This is a genomic window from Bradyrhizobium symbiodeficiens, from assembly GCF_002266465.3.
Lineage (GTDB): Bacteria > Pseudomonadota > Alphaproteobacteria > Rhizobiales > Xanthobacteraceae > Bradyrhizobium > Bradyrhizobium symbiodeficiens.
The window spans coordinates 2,016,372-2,035,641 of the sequence record NZ_CP029427.2; the positions used below are offsets into that span (position 1 = coordinate 2,016,372).

Sequence of the window (19,270 nt, forward strand, 5' to 3'; positions counted from 1 at the left end):
TTCCATGAGGACCCTGAAATTGGGCCTCGCGCAGTTCTTCGCCTGCTGCGCAAGCGCTCACTTTCAAGTTGGGGAAGAGTTGGCGGTACTGAAGCGGCACTGATGAGGAAGTTACACAAATGGAGTCAGTTCACCGACTGATGAGAAACTCAGGCAATCGCAGTCAACTCTTTGAGGTAGTGCAAATGCAACTGGTAGTTCTGCGTGGACGTGGACGCGCAAACAGGGGGCGGCAGGGGGATTTCTATTACCCAGGGTTGAAATACGATCGTGGTTCGTGTATCGTTTACCGCATAATCAGATGCGTAGACGGCCTTGGAGGATTCCGTGACACCGTTCCGCGCCCTGGCTTTCCTGGTAACCTCCGCGGTTTTCATCTCGACTTCGCCCGCCGTTTCCGGGAACGCGTTCCAGGACGTTTGGGGCGTAGCGACCGATCCCCTTAAACTCGAAAAATCGGCCTCTGAGCTTTCCCAGAGTCTCGAACGGACCATGGCCCAGTTAGGCGCCTTGGAGAGCCAAGCAAATTATGACCTAGAGCAGCGGCTTGAACAAATCCGCTCCATCGTCCACGACGCACTCAATGGCACACGGGATATCGTAGCCGATGCGACAAAGCGCATGCTTGCGCTAGAGGCGCAAGTCAATGCTGACGCCATCAAGTTAATTTATCGAGCTCAGTGCGCCGCCGAAGTTGTCCTCATGGATCAGCTGCAGCGCAGCTTTGCCCAGCTCATCGCTAATCTGAAAAGAGCTGATCCCAGCGTTACGATCCTGGGTGCGCGCGTTATCAGTCTTGATATCAGCGACGTCAAAATCGACTACCCGGACCAAGCTTACCTGTCGACGGAAGCGACTGTCCTTGCCGCGCTCAAGAAATCGGTCAACGATGGTTCAAAAGCCTACGAAATCTTGTCCGCGTACCAAAATCTCGAGCGGGCAGCACGCTTCACGCGCTGCTACTACATCGATCAGGCGGCCGAAACACGCTGGGTCCAAAAGGTAAATGAGCTTGAGCGCCTGTCGTTGCCCTGGGTCCGTGTGGTTCAGCCGACGATGTAATGTGCAAAGCTGGGAGGGCTCCAATGTTTTCAAACCGGATCCGCACGAGATCAATTCTGATCGCAATCATATCGGCCGTCTCCCTCAGTTGGGGGGGGCAGTCTCATTGGCTCAATCCAAATGCACGTCCACCTTCGAGTGCGCGCAGCAGTCCGTTGATGCCGCAGCCAGGGCTGACGCGGCGGTCCAGGCACTGCAAGCCCGCGTTGCCAAGCTAGAAGCGCTGGAAACGTCGCTCGGCAACGGTCGGATTCTTGCTATGATTCAGGTCAAGAACGGCCAGCTATCGTCCACATCAAGTCCCAACGTGTCCTTTGATCAGACAAGCGGTCTGGTCTCCTTTCCCAACCCTAGGAATTTAGCGTTTTTGCCGGTCGTGTCGGACACGAATGACGTGCCGTACATTACGCAAATGCACTGGATTAGAGCTATATTGCCGCCAGACAAATTCATCGTGCGCGCCAAGGCGATGGACACTGGAGACCGCACGTGGCCCCCTCACAACTTTACTGCAGTTGTCGTCGGTTTTGAGACACCACCGAAAACCCGTTAGTCGGTAGCGCTAGCGCGTTGAGGCTGGCATCATCAATACTTACACATTTTGATTTCCTTTAGCGAAGCCAGTGCGTGGTTACTGTATGCTTAGTCTAGACAACCGGACAATGTTCAAGAATTGAGGAGCCGGGCGATGTTTAATCGCATCAAGAAGCTGAAACGTTTGGTTCAGGTACTTGCAATTGCCGCTGCAGCTGCGGCTGTCATGCCGCCGGCAGCCAACTCTGCTTCCGTATGCGCTGCAGCAGATCACTGGTCAACGTGTGCGAAAAAAGTAAAGACCGCGATTAAGAATACGAATGACGCTACGACAGCGCTGGCTGCGGCGAGTGAATGGTCGGAGCGCTTTAGAGCACTATACAAAGCCAATCCACAATCTGCCTGGACTCTCACGGATGAGGAGAAGTTCGAGGCAGGGATGGAAGCTCTTTGGGATGAGCTGGTCGGACAGTATCTTAACCCGGCCACTTTCGCATTCGGCTTGGCACTTAAGAAGTATTTTCCAACGCTTGCTGCTGCTCTGGAATGGGCAGGTAGCGGATATGTTACAGCGTTCGTCCTTTTGGTTGCGCCAAGCCCGGTGGCAAATGATTTTCAGGAAGCTCGTTCTGACAACAAAGAAATCAATGATCTCTTAAAGGCGAAATTACCAACGTCGATTACTCAAAACGTACTGTCGAGATATCCTGAGCTTTTCCGTAAAGGATACGAGGCGGCTAAGGGTGAGCACACGCTTCCTTAGAGGCGCCGCGCGGCACACTTTGTTGGCTAGCTGGCAACACGCCTAGCGCATTAAATGCGTCCGAGCAGGCGCGATCAAGTCTCAGGGGCGATGCGGATTTGCCAAGAGCGCGAAACGCGGCCTCAGTCTTGGGCGGGAAATAATATGGGGAAGTGGAGGTCCTCGGAGGTGAGCTCTTCCTTGTTGCTCCCAATAAAGGACGAGCAGAAGCACAGTTTCTGATTACTCGACTAAAGAACGCCAATGCCTGGTAGGTAGATTTGCGCGAGGCTCGACGCTTTTGGATCGTCTCGCACGACCTTCGGCAAGGCTGCCCTTCGGTTTGCTTCGGATGCCTAGGTAGCTGCGAGCATAGACGCGCGCCTGTGGGGATCGATCCGATGCTTCAATAAAGGCCGGATCGTCCGGGCGGCTGCTGATACCCAAATGGCGAGACACTTTTCAGTCTAGAGTCATTGCGGCGCGATCGATGGCTGGCTAGCAGAGAACTGGCGGACCGAGGCGGTGCAGGTTTATCGCGGGTCCAAGCGCTCGCTGAAGGTGAACGGCATAGGGTGCGAGCGCAAAGAGTACGTTCGCCTTGGCCGAGTGCAGAATGTTGAGCAGCTCCTGAACGAAGAACTGTTCGCAATAAATTGTAGTTTTGATGGAAAACAAGGGCCGCCAAGTGGCGGCCCTTGCGAGATTTCGACCTTCGAACCTTGCTTCGACAGCGGGGGCGGAGGAATGGTTTGTCGGCATGTGGATGCGCCGCGCACGACCGATTCCTTTATCCAAATAGGTGTCGTACGCAATCAACCCAACGCTACCAACGAAGAGCTGCTGCCACTATTCGCGCATCCCCGATGGCGATTCTATCCATTATTTTTGTCCGTGGGCGTGGACGCGTTGCGATGCAGCGAAATTCTGTAGTTGCAAGGTGGCTTGGCTTCACGATAACATCCCTTGGGTGTATTAGCGTTCTGATTGTTTTTTCTTTCATAATAGCGGCGGTTGGGGGCAACCGTGGACGATAGTAAACAGCCATGTGAGTCAGATAGTTCGTCCGGGTCAGGCCGTTCGTCCGAATCTCACGAACTCTTTGAACCCACACGTCGTGCTGTCCTGATCGGCGGCGCGGCTGCGATGGTGATCGGTCCGGCCCACGCAGCCGGCGAGCCTACCCCTCACTACGAACTCGCCTTTGTCGACAAGGACCGCCGCCGGTTCGTGGCGTTGTTCGAGATCCCTCCTCAAGCCAAGGACGATACGCTTCGAAAGGATGAATTGCGGGGACCGCCGTCCGCCGCGGCGGTCGAAAAGCTCCTCAAGGCCAACGAGTCCCTGGACAAGATCGACGAAGCGTTGCCGAAGGACACGCCGAAGTACCTCATGCTCTGGGATCGCCGGGAGTTCGGCCCCAACGCCGGATTCAAGATCGAGCGCAAGTCGAAGGCGCACTATCCGGATGGCACACCGCCTGAAAAGTGCCACGATGCCTGCGAGGCACAGAAAGAACCGCCGCCGCTGGCGAAGACGACGGTCTGGCTGCCAGTCGAGTGGATCCTCACCGTGAGCCGTGCCTCATTCCCCGGCAACGAATCCCGTGAGTTCACCGCTACATTCACCTTCAAGCGCACCGACGTAATGAGTGAATGGACTGTATCGGCGTCGCTGGATTCCTGGTGGTCTTCGCAGAAGAAGATCGGTCCGCTTTCGACCGTAGCTTTGACGAATTTTCTGCGCGGTCAGGTGCTGGCATTCGAAATAAAGCCCAACCCCAACGCCTTGCTCGAAGCGCTGTTCGGGCAGCGGATCGAGTCCGCGGGCGCCTTGGCGCTGCAGGTCGATCATCAGCTTGCATGGGCGATAGACACCGAGATCCCGAAGCGGCCGGCCGGGCGGCTCTACATCCTCGATATCCCCCTCGAATTCGGTAGGCTGTCGCTGAAGCGCCTTCGCGGGGAAAAATTGCCGGAAGACAGCAGCGCCGCGCGGCGAGGCTCCAACCAGAAGGATGATGGCAAGTCGGCCAGCCCGCGATATCTGTTTGAGGATCAGGTCGCCTACGGCCGGCCGACATCGAAAGATGAAGGGTCACCGGACGGTCTGTATGGCGTCGCCGAGAAGATCGTCGGCTTTACCCAGCCGAAGTCCCATGAAGATTCTCTGGCCGGGGTCCGCCATCCCGCCAAGGCCAATCCCAAGACCGGGACCCGCTCCAAATCCCAGAATCTCCAGACGTCCGACCGGAAGCCGCTCTGGGTGTTCGATTTCGCGAAGACTAAGGTAGAGGGTACCGAGATCGCGGCGGAACTCGAGCTGGACGGTCCAGCGATCGATTTCGCGGCTTCGCAGGATTCATCGAAAGTCCACGTGGTTGCGGCGATCCGGCATTGGGGCGTGCCGCAGCATAGCGTTGCCGGCTGCATGGCCGAGCCGAAAAACGAAGCGCGCAGTATCGGCCGGATCAGGTTGCGGCAAGGCGAATGTCCGTCAGCGACATGGGAAGGACCGTTCGAATTCTGCGGCTTCGAGATGATGCGGCAGCAACAGCATGAATTCGTTGTGACGCGCTTTCGCGCATGGCCGGCGAGCAAGGAGAGCATCGCCAGCCTGCGGCTGGGCGATATCGGCCTTGCGGCGCTTCCGGCGATCAGTGCAAGCCCGGGCGCCGCGCCACGGGTGCCGACAATCGACCTCGATGCCAGGGACAGGGTGCCGGCCCGCGAGGACGACCGGCAGCTTGTCGGCTTTGTGGCGCGGCTCTCGCTATACAGCGCTGCCATCGCCCTGCCGGAACGGATCGTCCCGAAGGGCGAGAAGGAGGCCGGGAAGATCGTCGTCGGTCAGCATGTCACGCACCTGCAGTTCCATGACGCGGACACATTGGTCTATCTGCCCGCGTTTGGCCGGCCGCCGGTCACATCCGCCGATGCCTACATTCCGATCGGTCCGACAGTCGGCGGCGTGAAGGCGACATTCGACCTCGGTCGCGCGCGGCTTTCGGTAATCAGGCCGAAGGACCTGCTCGCGCTCAAGTACCGCTTCTCCGGGCTTGAACTCGTTGTCGCCTGGCCACCGGTCGCCGGCGAGGCAGCCGAACTGGCGCCGCGCGGCGGGCGGTCGACGAGCCGCCCCTTTGCGCAGGCCGCGCGAAGCGAGGCGACGCCGCGCGATGAGCGGCCCATGCTAGTGGTCGAGTTTCCGCCGCAGCACGTAGTCGAGCAGGCCTACTTCCGGCAATTGAAGGCACCGCTGGATCTGCCCGAGCTTGCCAGGCCCGCGGATGCTGACGAAGAGAATGTCAAGTTGCTCAGGCAAATGCTGCGGCAGCCAAAGGACTGGGTCTCGGCCAACGAAACTACGGAGCGGTGGCGCATCTGGGTGAACGATCTGCTGGACGGTGTCTATCGGCCGGACAAGCAAAATCCAGGCACGAAGCGCGACAAACGCGTCGAGTGGCGGAAAGCACTGCAACTCGCGACGGGGTGGCCGAATTCGAACCCATTGTTCCCGAAAGATCCCGGCTTGGACGGGCCAAACGGCCAAACCATGCAGGACTTCGATTACCATTTCATCAATCTGGCGCGGGTGAGCGGCTTACCGCTGGAGCAGCAACTTTACATCGGACCAGACTTTCTCGATCCCGACGCCCGACGGATCGCGCTCGAGGTACTTCGTGCTCTCAAGGAGAAGCAGGCACCGGCCCAGCCCCGGCTCTGGCCCTTTGCTCCGCTACCACCGACTGACTGGGACGACGTGTTCGCGCCGCTGGTCAAGGCTGGCGTGCTCAAGGACAAGAAGGAGATTCCGCCACAAACAAATTCAGCTGAAAAGCAATCCGCGCTATCTGAAAAAAAGCCTATCTGGCCCGAGTTCGACAAGGATCGGTTGAAGAATCCGCTCTACTTGGAAACGTTCCGCCAAATCGAGCTCGCAAGAGAGCGGCGCAGCCGTGACTATGCGACCCTCCGCAGCCTTTATGCCCTTAAGGTGCAGGAACGGAAGGAAGTCCTGAAAGGCCTTGCCGACTATCCGGAATATTTCGGGCCAATGTGGTTTGACGGGCTGATCAAGGAGTTAGAGACGCGCGACGACAACAAGGGATACGCAGCGAAGAATGCGCTCGCGGACCTCAAGCAGAAGATGGCAAAAGCCATCGAACTTTCCGACCAGGAAGAATTCGAGAGCTTCGTGCCGTCGCGGCTGTCGGGACCGAGCCGCATCGCCTTTCGCGTCGATTGCGACGACTACGAACCCGACCGTGCCGGCGGGCGCATCCCGTACACGCTGGAAGGCCTCACCAACTGGGGCGGCATGGACATGGCCGTGGTGCGGCGCGCCGAGCGGCTAATGGAGCCAGTGCAGGGGACGCGACTGCCGCCACGCTGGGGACGGCGCGCCCTAAACGACGAGGCCGCCAACCTGCAGTTTCAGGGATTCACCTCGAGCCAGCAGTGGGGCAAGGAGAAAAAGGAAAAGGACGAGAAGGAGAACTATCGCCGCAAACCGGCCACGACGGCGGTGACCGCGGAGCAGCGACTTGCGGAAGTCTATGCGGCATCGTCACGGCCGCCCGATGCGTTCGAGACGGCGATCGAGTTGCCGTTCCGGCTGTTCCTGTCGCCCGCGCAGGATGCTTCCTGGATCACCTCGTCGCCGCGGGTGCGGCGCGACGCCGGATTCTCCAGCGACCTGTCGATCTTTCGCGAGTTGTGGACGGCACGGCTCGGCGGGCGCGACGATACGGCCGGGGTGAGGGCGATCTGGTCGCCCGACTATCGGCCCGAGGCGCTGCTCTCGACCAATTCGCAAGGCGCTCCCCCGATCGGACACTATGCGCCGTGGGCATTGCCGCGCGGCTATGGCGTGCGCAAGCTGCCCGATCGGGATATCGACAAGTTCCGTACCGGGCTCGAACCGTTCGACCGTCATGAGCTGGTGGTATTGAGCTCGGTGCACGGGCTGCCGGTGCTGGGGCGGCGCGCGCCAAGCGAAGATCTTGCGCCCGATGCCGACCAGATCGAGCCGCCGGAGGGTTTTCGGCTGCAAGGTCTGCTGCCCGAGACGATCGGCGGCAAGCTGAAGGACATGACGGCGATCTACCGACCGAAGCCGCTGTCCGTCAACGAGCTGTCGCTGAGCGCACTGGGCGGCAACCTAGATGTCGACGCGGCCTTTCAGCCGCCTGCGTCGGCGCGGCGCCAGAGCGATGCGCGCAACCTTTTCGACGCGCTGTCTGTCGAGCGATGGCGGCAACGCACCGTGCTCGGTCGCGATGTATTGGTCGAGGTGGTCTACAAGGGCTTTCTGTTCCCGATCGGTCACCGCGCCAGCCTGGTCAAGCTGACCGAACGGCGCTTCGAAGCGGTCCCGGGCCGCGACTCTCCGGTCGCCATTCTGGTGCAGCGGCTGTTCCTCAAGATCGGCAAGCCGGAGAAGCGGTTCATGGCCGAGGGGCAGCCCAACCGCGGCTCGCGCTGGCCGTGCGAGCGCATCCTGATGCTGACGCGGCAGACGCCGGATCTGGTGGATGCACGCAGCGAGGATCGCACGCCTCCGAACGAGATGAGGGTGTTCCCACGCGGCAAGATCGACCTTGGCGACGGCACGACCGGCCTTTGCATGTGGCCGCGCACTTCGGCACGGCGCGGCGCGGAGGTCTGGTTCGAAATGCAGATCGGCGACGAGCCGACGCCGGTCCGGATGCCGCTGATCTTCGTCGACAACATCGCAGCCAACGACGAAACGACGGTCGGCAAGCTGATCGAGTATTACCAAAAGGAAGCCAGCTTCAAAATGGACGAAGCGTCGCCGACGCGCAGGCTCGTTCGCAACGGCCAGCCTGTGGTTATGGCGCCCGAATACAAGCCCGGCGATACCACGTTCGATACCGAATGGTGGCTGGTCGGCGCAGAAGGACGCGAAAAGGAGTACCCAAAGCGCGATCCGGGAAGCCAGACGCTCGCGCTGAACAACAGGAACTACATCCGGACCTCCTTCATGGAGGGACAGGACCAGCCGCCGTTCTATCCGCTGATTGAAATGGCCAAATGCCGGTTGAAGTCAGTTGAACGGTTCACCGGCAGCGGTCCGTTGTGGGCCCAGGTCGCGTTCGACGGCGAATACGTGGCAAGCGGGTTCGCCGAAGCGCGCGACAGCGCAGGGAAACAGCAGCCTCGCAGCGATCAGTCCGAAATCTACTTGCGCATCGTCAAAAGCGACGACGGCGACGGCACGCTGCCGCTCGACTTCAAGGACCGCGGCGACCTTGCCGGAGGCGTCGCACATCCGACCATGGACGTGGTCGCGATTTCGCGACAGCTCGGGCCGATCAACGGCGGGGCGGCCCCGACTCTGTCGCGGCCCTTGACGGCCGCAGATGCGCCGAACCCGCCGGATGCGCCGGCGGCACCGACCGCCGGCATCCTGCCGCTGCTAGAACGCATCAACCGCTTCAAGGATTCGATCAATATCGTCCCGAAAGGCCGCTTCCTCGGCATCATGGATCTGAGCGATTTGGTCCAGAAGGTGCTTGGCATCGACCTGCATCCCAAGCTCAACGAACTCATCGAGTATGCCGCGGCGTCGGCGGGCGACGCTGCGGCCGGAACCCTGACGGAAGTTCGCTCCGCGCTGACAAAGGTGCTGATTGTGCCCGCCGAGAAGGCCGTTGCGGCGGTCGATAAGGCATGGCTCGATCTTGCGAACAAGCAGCTCAGCGCGCAGGGAGTGAAGGCTCCGACGCTCGCGGAAGTCTATCCGCAGATCGGCACGGATATCGCCGGCCTGCACCGGTTGCTCCTGGACGTGCAAAAGCCGGGAACCGACGACATTTCATTCTTTGCCGAACTCGCGGCCGTTCACGAAGCGGCGCGCCGGCTCGGCCGGTCGATCGACAACATTGCGCGCGATCCCCTGGCAGCAGCCGCCACTGCCCAGCTCGATATCTACCGCGAGCTTTCGCGGCCGATCGACGAAATTCGCAGAAAGATCGACGATCTGAGGGCACTGGATTTTGTGACGGCCCTCGACGCCCTCATCGAGCCCGAAGCGAAGAAACTCGTGCTCGCAAAGCTACGGGAGATGGCGCGGATCAACCCGGCTCAGATCAACCTTAATGACGGCTTCAAGCAGCTCGATGAAGTCGTCAGGAAGGCGCTTGATGCCGCATGGCCTCCAAAGCTGAACAGTATTGAAGGTCTGGTCGCGGTTCCCAGAGAGATCGCAAAAAAGCTGCGGGAGGAAGTGGAGCCGCTTCCCAACGGCGATATCATCAAGAAGGTACCAGCCACCCAATTGGCGGATGCGCTTGATAAGCTGGTCGACGAGTTGAAGCCGGCTGTCAATGCGGCCGTCCAGCTTCAGCAGGAGTTGACGAGGAAGCTTATTACCGCCGATGCGAAATACAGGGCGACAATCGCCGTTCTGCAGAAGGACGCCGATGATGCCAAGCGCCGCGCCCAGCAGGCGGTGCTAGAAATCCTACTTATCCCGCAGGTGGCAAAGGCCATCATTCTCGCCATTGAGATCAAGGCGGCCGTCGGCGCGACCGAGTTCAAGCCTCCATTTGACCAGGAAAAGCTCACCAAGCTGCTTCTCGCGATGGCACCCGCACTGAATGCGCTTGCAACCCTGGGAGGGGCCGACCGGGTTGCCGCGAAGCTATTCTTCACCGCGAACACACTTTGTGGACAGGTCAAGGCCGCTCTAAAAGCGGCCGTGGCCGCGGTACTTCCGCTGCCCACGACGCTTCTCAATACCGCGCAGCCCGTCAAGGATATCTCCGACGCGATTGAAGCGGTTAAGGCTGCGAGCGACGCTCTCAGCGATCAAGACAAAAGCGATTTCAGCAGCGCCGCCGCAGGACTACTCGCCAAAATTCGTGACTTCGGTACGGCAATAACCGAGCTTACCACGACAATCACCGGCTGGACGGCCGATGCGACCTGCACGGCGCCACTGCCAACGCTTGGTGCGCAGTCTGCAAATGTCGCTCAAAAGCAGCGCTCGCTGATAACGGCGCTCCAGCGCCTGACCGACGTGACGGTCGATCTGGTCGACAAGCAACTTCGGAAGGATATTGACCAAGGGAAGGAGATTCTGAAGACCGTCACTGCGGAGATCGAACTCCTCAAGAAGGTGTTCGACAATGCAGGTAAGCTGTCGTTGGTGGCGACGGCGTCCAGCGCGTTCGAGAGTTTCGCGGCCAGCCTGCAACCGGTAAGCAGCGCGATCCGTACCGCCCTGCCTTCCGTAGCCAATTCGCTGGACAGGCTCGCCAGGGATCAGCGGGAACGTCTGGACCTGCAGATGCAGATCGACGATCTCAGGAATGCACGGGAGCGGCTGGAGGCGCTGCATAGCGTACTCAAGAACCAGGCTACGACGAGTCAAGATGCCGTCGAGGCTCTCAAGGCCGGCATAGCGGCAACGCAGAAGGAGTTCCTGATCCAGCAAGAGTTGGTGGTGCGGCGTGTCAGTCAGGCGCTGGCTGCTGAACTTTACGATCTCGTTACGCCGCCGGCCGCACTGGCACTGCAATGGGCAACCGACCTGGTGGCAAGATTTGGCGACAAGCCCCTGGCGGCATTGTCCGACGCCCTCGACGTCGTGATGAAGCGACGCAAGGACCTCGACGACCTGATCGAGAAGGGGGGAGATGTCATCAAGGGCATTCTGGATACTCTGGCGAAAGACATCGGCGCAGTACCAGGGGACGCGACAGGGCCGTCACGCGCATATTTGTTCCTGGTTGATCCGACTGCCGATCGGTCCAGCGATGCCCTGCGAAAAGAGCAGCTACTCGCGCAGGCGGCCAAGGACAACTGGTCGTCCGATCAGGCGCTGGCTCTCGTTCGGCTCACGGAGCTCGCCGACGCCTGGCGCAAGCCGGCGCTGGTCGTTCTGGTGCAGCGCTTCAACGCGCTCAGCACGGCGTTTCTGCGCGCTGTGCTCGTCGAAGCGCTGGACTTGCGGGCGCTGCGCCGCGAGCTCGAACGCATTGTGCGCGAGCTGATACCGAGTAAAGCCATTCTCGGTTACGCGCTCTCGACACCGGTCCGGCAGTTCGGATTGCCGGGCATCGGCGACGTCTTCCTGCCGGTCAAGGGTACCCAGCTCGACATCAGGATGCAGGCGGTCATCGACCTGCAAAATCCCAAGGCGCCCGACGCGCGGGTCGATGGCCGGATGGGGCCGTTCGCAATCCAGCTGTTCGGAAACTTCGACGTGGTCAAGCTAAATTTCCACGGCCTCGAGTTCCGGTCCGGCGGCGGCCGCAAATCAGGCTTCGACGTGCGCTTCGGCGATTTTGAGATCGGAAGCAAGGCGAAGTTCCTGAAGCAGCTGGAGCCTTACGTGTCGCCGAAAAGCGGACTGCCTCCGGTCCGAATGATGCGTGACAAGCCAGGAATTGAGGCGACCTATGGCATCAACCTCGGCTCGTTTGGCGTCGGCTACCTGAGCTTTTCCAACGTTTCGCTGAATGCCGGTGCCCGGTTGCCGTTCGGCGCTGGCGAGGAGGCGGAATTCCTGATCTCGATTGGCCGCGCCGATGCGCCGTTTCTGATCTCGTCTACGGTCTTCGGTGGCGGCGGCTACCTCGCGCTGCTCGCCAATGGCAAGGGCTTCATCGGGCTCGAAACCTCCTTCGACTATGGCGGCGTGTTCGCGTTCGGCTTCGGTCCGCTGACCGGCGCGGGGCAGATCACGCTCGGACTGTATTTCCGGGCCGCGCGCGGGTCTCCCGCGCGTCTCGGCATGAACTTCATGGCCCGCGGCGCCGCCAACATCGCCTGTTTCAGCGTCTGCGCCGCCTTGTTCGTCCGGCTGACCTATGTCGGGGGCAAGATGGACGGCAGGGCGAGCTATACCTTCAGCTTCTCGATCGGCATCGACGACATCGATTTCACGTTCGACGTCTATGTCAATCAAGGCGGCAACGCCGGAGCTGCCGCGCCTACCACCTTCCTGGATCTGCCGGGAATGCCGGCGCTGACTCAGTTTGCCGGCGCCCGGCCCGAATTGCTCGACGCCTATGCGTATGACGAGACGGCAGTGAAACCCTCAGGCTGCAAGTTGAAAGGCCCGGAGCTCTCCGTGAAAACCAAGTCGCCCAAGGCTGACTGGAATTCCTACCATGCGCTTTTCGATACGATCGATCCCATTGTCAAAGTGTGAGCTCTAATGCCCGAGTCAGAGAAATATGAGGTCGGCGTAGGGGTGCGTATCGTCCCCGCCGGAATCGAAACCATTGCCGGGGTGGGAAAATTCGTACGAGCTGCAGTGGTGCTGTCGCCGATCGATATCGAGGAAGCGAAGAAGTGCGGCGGTACGCCCGTCGATATCCGCTACTGGCCCCGCCAGATCGAAGACTTGTTGCGGGAAAGTGAATCGGAAAACTATCTCACCGGGAGTAATACCGCGCTCCGCGTCGCGTTCAGCGGGGTGGTCAAAGAGTTTGCTCCCGCCAGTCTGCTGCCGGAGGCGATCTCGGCTCCGGCTTTCCGCGCGATGCTGTACGACCTGCGTCGCGTCAAGGGCAAGACTATTGCATTCGCGGATTGGCGAAAGCAACGCGAAAAGCAGATCGACGGAATTACTGAAATTTGGACCCGTCTGGTCGGGCAGAAGCAGCCCGAAGCCTGGACGAAGATCATCAAAGCACTGAAGACAAGTCGCGCAGAACAAGCCGTGGGCAAGTATCGGCCGGATCCGAAGAACAAGGAGCAGGCGCCCGACATCCGCAGTATCGGCCGCGGTCAGGCCGCGCTTCTGCTTTCGGTTGAGCGCGGCCGCAGCCTGCTCACGCGGATCAGGAGCAGCCTTCAAAGCACCTGCAGTGGACGCGACGATGAGTGCAATTTGGCGACGCCGATTGTGCCCCGCCTATCGTCCTACCTGACAAGGCAGGAGCGGACACGAGCCATTGGTCTTACTCGCCTGACGGAGGAAGAAGCCGAGGCTGGTCGCGCCTTCAACCTGATGAATTCGGTTGATCGGGCAAGCCGTCAGAACTTGCTGGTTGCTGGCGGCGTTGTCTCGTACCTGACGGAGAGCGAGCGGTCGCGGGCGGTCGGTCTCGGCCGGCTTGCCGACGAGGAGGCCGAAGCCAAACGCGCGTTTGAGCAAATGAATCCGGTCGATCGCAACTGGCGGGAGCAATTGCTGCTCGCCGAACGATTGCCTTCCTATCTCACCGAACGCGAACGCGTGCGAGCAATCGGTTTGAATCGCCTCGCGGAAGAAGAAGCCGAAGCCAAGCGGGCGTTCGAACGGATGGGAGCGGCCGATCGCACGCGGCGATGGGACCTGATGCTTGCCGAGCTCCGGGGCAAGAATGAGCAGCAGGCACAAGCCGACATCAAGAAGCAGCGGGCAGAGATCAGGAAGGAGCAGCAGGCGGCAACCGGTAATCAGGATGTCAAGGTAAAGCTGGCGAAGGCCTACGAGAGTTTTCTGGCGTGCACGGAAGGTAGCGAGGTCAACGAATGCATGATGGCTGCGACGGCCGAGGGCGCACATGACCTGGCGGACGCGATCGACGACAGCCTCGGCCGGCATAAGGATGCTCACCGCGAAGACGACGAGATCAGGGACGAGGAAAAAAAGAAGAATACCCGCGAGGAGGACTACAAACGCGACAGGGTGGTGCAGGCACCCCAGATGCGCCTTGCCGCGCTGCAAAGTCAACCGAGTCTCGCGCGTGTGTTCAATCTCGTTGTCGATGTGCTGATCCCGCTCGACAAGCTCACCGCCACGGACACAACGGCGCCTTATTTCGAGCGTGATGGCAGCCCCAGCTATGCCCGGTTCGGATTCCTTTCTGCCGCGCTCAATCCCGCCAGTGGCGCACGCCGGGTATGGACTACCTGCAAGGTCAAGCTCGCAAGTGATGCCGCCGCGCCCCATGACGATTTCTGGCCGTGCACGCGAGCCGAGCTTGACCTGTTTTGGGCGCTCGATGCGGAAGATCAGTTCGAGGGGGCAAAGAAACGCGATACCCGCGACAATCTGATCGCCCGGGGCGCGTTGACGCAGATCGACGGCTTTCTCAATCTTTCCGCCGTTCGGATGCAGGGCGGCATGAACGAGCCGCGCTTTGATATTGTCTCGCTCGACGCCCTCGCTGCTGTCGAGAACCGCGAAACCGCGAAAAGCGGAGCCAAGAATGGCCGGCCGCCGTTGCTGACCCAGCGCACGGCGGGCCTGGCCGTGATCGACCGGTGGCGGGACAGCTCTGCGCTGATACAGGCCCTGAATAGCCTGGCCCGGGATTCGAGCAACCCGATCCTCGATGCCGACGACCTCACGATCGGCTACCGCATGGATGTCGGCGTGGGTAGCGCGAAGAGGATGACGTGGCGCTCGCTCTGCAGCCGCTACATCGAGTTTGGCGACGACACCAATTGCATCGAACCGCTGCTCACAGACATCGTGCCCGACCCCTTCCACCGGCTGGCTTATGATTCTGCCATCGTCGTGATGCCGGTGATGATCAAGGATCGCGCCGGCGGCGGCGACAAGAAGGTCGCGTTTGTCGAGGATACGGTTGGAGAGTGGACCGGACCGCCGATCGGCGTCGACACCAACAGCATCAATATCGACCTTAGCAAGTCCTCCGCTGCCCTTCAACTCGGCCATCTCTACAGCCTGTCGCCTGACCCGGAAAAGCCCCTCAGCCTTCCGGCAGGCCTGCGGATTCCGCGGCAGGTTTTCGGAGGCGGTTATTTTTTCAAGCTTGCGCCGCGGTACCTCGGTGGCGTCATCCGGCCCGCCAACACAAGCTACGAGCCTGTGGCGATCCCGCGGCGGGAGATCTTTGCGATCCTGCCGCCCCTTGAGACTGGCGCCCGGCGTTTCCTGCGGCATGAAAGGATCGAGGCGCCCATCGTGACGACGCCGCTGCCAATCCTGGAGCGGCAGTTCGACAGGATCGCAGACGGCTTGCGAGAGACGGCGAGCAACATCGTGGTGAGGTCGGAGGCGGATGAAGACAATCCGGAGGAATTCAAGCCGTATGACGGCAGCATCAAGTCCTCCTACCGCGTCGTCGTGCCGCCCTCAGTGTCGGCCGATTTCGCCGACCGGCATAACGCGTTCGGCAAGGGAGAGACCATCAAAGGCAAGCCCGTGCCGCACATGGCCGAGCTGCAAATCTACCGCGATTGCGACCACAAGCCATGGAAGGGACCTGCCGACGGCCTGCACGGCATTGACTATGACGAGCGCAACGGCGGCTTTCCTGTCTACGGTTTCTCTGCCACCAGCCTTGGTCGTCAGGAGCAAGTTACCAATCCGCAAGCCAAGCCTTCGGGCGACGCTATATTCCGCCCGCGCCAGTCAAAATCGGAGCGGCGCGATCCCTATTATCCTGATCCCGCCGCCAGCTACGTCGTGATCGGGTTGCGCGATCTTGCGGGCCGGATGCTGCCGGGCGACCCGCTGGTGGTCCCGGTGTGGCCGAGCGGGGTGAAGTTCCCCCATGTCAGGCCAATCGCGATCGAAGTCGTGGCAAAACATCGGCGCGGCCCCAGACCGGCCTCGCATGACCGTATCCTCAGTTTGCTTGCCGAAGGGAAGGACAGAATGTTGCGCGGCAGCGCGTGTTTGTCGCCGAAGAGTCCGAGGCCGGCCACGGTCCGTCTTGACGGCAAGGCGACTATCGACTCCGGGTCCGTGCAGGCCTCGCATGTTAAAGTGGAGCTCGAGCCAGGCGAGAGCTTCGAAATCGACGTCTGGTGCCTTCCAACGGTCGACGATTTGACGAAATGGTTCGACGCTGTCGAGTCGGCAGCACTGGTCGCCTCGGTCAATCCGGAGACCGGGGAATCCTGCATGAACTGCGAGAGCTTCGCCACGCAGCTCAGGCGGCTGCAGCTCGACGACATTGCCGAACTGGCTCGCAAGCTGGGACGCGCACGTACGGCGGCTAACGAAACCATTTGCAGCTCGGGCCAAGTCAAAATGCCCGCCGGCGCGTTGCGCTGCGTCGCTGTGGCTGCGCACGAACTCTTGCTGAAGCAACCGACGCCCGAGCTGGCGGCCCGTACCACAATCACGGCTACCCACGCCATTCCGCAGGTCTACGCCAAGCCCGAGGTCCAGCTCACGCTGAGGCGCGAAACGCTCCCGCAGGCAAAACCGGGCGTGCCAGCGTCGGCCAAGCAGCAGTCGCCGGTTGTCATTGAAGGGGTCGTCACAGTCGATCGTCCCACCACCGGCCTGTTCGAGATTCGGGCGGAGGCTGTCTCGCTGGTCTCCTGTGCGTTCGACGACGACCAGCGCCGCCGGCGGACACCCGACGAAGTCGCCCGGGGAATATGGCCCCGCAGCCCGGTCAGCGAAGAGCACATGAGGGTGCGGGATGTCTACGGCTTCGACGTTGCTGCAGACGGGACCGTGACCTTGCTCCGCGAGCAGGCAACGCTGCTCCGGGTAGAGGATGACATCGCCGAGCCGAAGCCCGACGCGCCGGCCCGCGAAGCGCGCGACCTCGCGAAGTTACGCGAGAGAGCCGCGATCAAGGACAATGCCGGCGGCGGCAACATCCCGCACGTCAACGCGCCGTTCAAGATCACTGACACACGCGCGCGTATCCTGCGGCTGTGGGCGGTTGCGGGATCTCGTACGGCTGCCAGTTTCCGCGATGAAAAGGGCGACGTTCGCGAGATGCCCGAAGCCCGGACGGAGTCCGCCCATCAGGAAATTGTGCTGCCGGCGTCAGCGGCGCCGGCCAAGGTCGCGCCCCTGACGATCCTGCCGGCGTTTCACCTGGAGCAGCGCTATATCCAGCGAGGAGCGAAGCAAACGTTTGCCGTCGAGCGGCGCGTGAAGCTGCGAATCCGCATGCGCCGGCCATGGTTCACCTCGGGGGAGGGCGAGCGGCTCGGCATCATCCTGTGGCCGCCCGATATCCTGAAAGGCCGCGTCACCGACTCGCAGGACAGCGTCCGGCGGGACTATGAGGTGGCCGCGGGCGAGAAGGCCGAAATAGTGATGCGTGAATTCCGCGACGAGGACATCGGCCCTGGCGGCAGCTATGTCACGCGATGGGGGCTCGATCCGACCAAGGAGGGCGGAAAACTCGGCTGGATTACTCCGCCTTCCGCCTTTGCCGACCTCGGCCCGGCCGAGACCGATCCCGGCGATAGCAGCCGTGTCGTCACGGCGGAGAGAATGTACGTGCCGCGCGCGTCGATCCCGATTCCGATCGATGAAGGCACCGGGCCGCGCCGGCGCACGTGGCTAGAGGCCGCGCTGTTGACGTTTGTTCCCAGGTTCGACATCGACCATGAGAGCTGGTTCTGTGACGTCGAGTTGCGCGCGGACTGTGCGCCCGAGCCATTCATGCGGCTGGGCCTCGTGCGCTATCAACCCTACGCGCCGCCGGAGCTTCGGGTATCGGAACCGGTCGTGGAATGGTTGCAAGTACCGCAGCACCGTGTGGTCAAGGTTACCATCGACAAGAACGAACCGCAGAGCCTGCAAGTCGAAATGCAGGGATCCAGCTTCAATCCGCGGCAGCGAGACCATGACGCAGAAGACGACCGCGACATCACGACGTGGACGAACGGTCCCGTGATGAAGGTATCGGTACTGCGCCGCCGCTCAGATGGCGTCGAGGCGTTGGCCGAACTGCACCAGAAGGAGGTTCGGGCGGGCTATAGCCACAAAGCGGAACAGACGTGGCTGCCGCGAACGCAGGAGGAGTGGAATTACTGGCTCGAACGTGGGGTGATCCGCGAGAAAGAAGAGCCGCCGCCAGCCTTCGAGCGAAAGCCGAGAGCGCAGCCCGCCGTGAAGGCGAAGGCATCGGCCGACGGCACGTATCTCTCCTGGCTTGCGCATTTCAGGCTGAATGAGTCGCCGCTGGCTCCAAAGGAGAAGGACACGATATACCGGGTGCTGGTGGAGGAGGTTCAGCCGATGCTGCCGGCCACCTACGACGACGAGCCGCATGAGCCAGGCGAGAAGCCGCCAACGAAACAGAATCAATTGACCGCTTCTGGCCCTCGCTTTGCGGCGCTGTTGGACATCATCGCGGCGCCCAAGCTTCTCGAGTCGTCTAACGCGGGTACTCCATCGAAAGGCCGCGCGGCAAAGGGAGTCGCAGCGAGATTGTTCCGCAAGAAGGAAGTGCCGCCGGCGGCCGATTCGCCGGGTTACAGCACTCGCAATGACAGCTACGGCTAGGAAAGGCCAATGCAATGGATAGAGGAGACCGGCACATGATCCGATACGCAGGAACGCGAGCCGGTCAATCATGCGGGTTATTGCTGAGTGCCGTCGCATTGGCATTTTTCGGGATTGCCGACGCGCATGCGCAGCAATATCTCGTGGAGATCGTCACTGCGATCCGGAATGTCGGTCCGCTTTCTTTCGGGGAAAAATCCCGCCAAAAGGTTACGATCAATTATGCTAACTCGACGGTGAAGTCCGAATACAGACCGGAACGGCAAATGTAGTCGGTATCGACGTGTCGAGTATCAGAAACAGCTTCAAAATATCTGGCCAGAGCTTTTCGGGAAACCTGGCGGCCGTCACGGCGAAGGGGGAAACCGCTTCCGGTGTCGAGATCATGCCCAATATCAACTACGGGTTCACGATCAGGATCAACAAGGCGCAATCCAAGGCGTGGGTGTCGGGCTGCCACAATGAGTTTCCCAGCTATACTGTGCTGGTGAACGGCAAAACCATCTATGATCGCACCCAGACTGGCACCGCCCTGATCGGTCTGATCGGAGAGTGCGACATAGTCGTCAATGTGGACGGAAGGTCTTTTTGGCGAGCAGTTGAATCTGTTCTCCGTGAGCGGTTCGGATAGCGCAGCCGCATCGTTCACGGAGCGAGATAGTGACGCGAAGGGTTTGCATCTGGAAGCACTGTCGCCGGAGCTCGGATTGCGATGTTTTCGGCGGTGCAGAT

The 19,270-nt window shown here is 60.9% G+C and carries 8 protein-coding genes; all 8 read left to right on the top strand.

Translation table 11 applies throughout. The features are described 5' to 3' along the window. The first annotated feature begins 327 nt into the window (after positions 1-327). The 8 genes from CIT39_RS09230 to CIT39_RS09265 all read left to right on the top strand — a co-directional run bounded on the left by CIT39_RS09230 (position 328) and on the right by CIT39_RS09265 (position 19,169). Complete coding sequence (locus tag CIT39_RS09230; protein ID WP_094975619.1) at positions 328-1,062, top strand: hypothetical protein; 735 nt, start codon at positions 328-330, stop codon at positions 1,060-1,062. 106 nt (positions 1,063-1,168) lie between these two features. After that, positions 1,169-1,615: a hypothetical protein gene (locus tag CIT39_RS09235; RefSeq protein WP_148667300.1), complete on the top strand. Its 447-nt coding sequence runs from the start codon at positions 1,169-1,171 to the stop codon at positions 1,613-1,615. A gap of 135 nt (positions 1,616-1,750) precedes the next feature. Then, positions 1,751-2,359, top strand: coding sequence for a hypothetical protein (locus tag CIT39_RS09240; protein ID WP_148667301.1), 609 nt, complete (start codon positions 1,751-1,753; stop codon positions 2,357-2,359). A 504-nt stretch (positions 2,360-2,863) separates the two neighbouring features. Beyond that, positions 2,864-3,271, top strand: a complete 408-nt coding sequence (locus CIT39_RS09245) for a hypothetical protein (RefSeq protein ID WP_148667302.1) — start codon at positions 2,864-2,866, stop codon at positions 3,269-3,271. A gap of 213 nt (positions 3,272-3,484) precedes the next feature. Beyond that, positions 3,485-12,523: a coiled-coil domain-containing protein gene (locus CIT39_RS09250; RefSeq protein WP_094975617.1), complete on the top strand. Its 9,039-nt coding sequence runs from the start codon at positions 3,485-3,487 to the stop codon at positions 12,521-12,523. A 6-nt stretch (positions 12,524-12,529) separates the two neighbouring features. Next, positions 12,530-18,538, top strand: coding sequence for a hypothetical protein (locus tag CIT39_RS09255; RefSeq protein WP_148667303.1), 6,009 nt, complete (start codon positions 12,530-12,532; stop codon positions 18,536-18,538). A 35-nt stretch (positions 18,539-18,573) separates the two neighbouring features. Next, entirely contained in the window at positions 18,574-18,810 is a 237-nt protein-coding gene (locus CIT39_RS09260) for a hypothetical protein (RefSeq protein WP_148667304.1), read from the top strand. Between the two features lie 11 nt (positions 18,811-18,821). Further along, positions 18,822-19,169, top strand: a complete 348-nt coding sequence (locus CIT39_RS09265) for a hypothetical protein (RefSeq protein ID WP_094975615.1) — start codon at positions 18,822-18,824, stop codon at positions 19,167-19,169. The last annotated feature ends 101 nt before the right edge of the window (positions 19,170-19,270 follow it).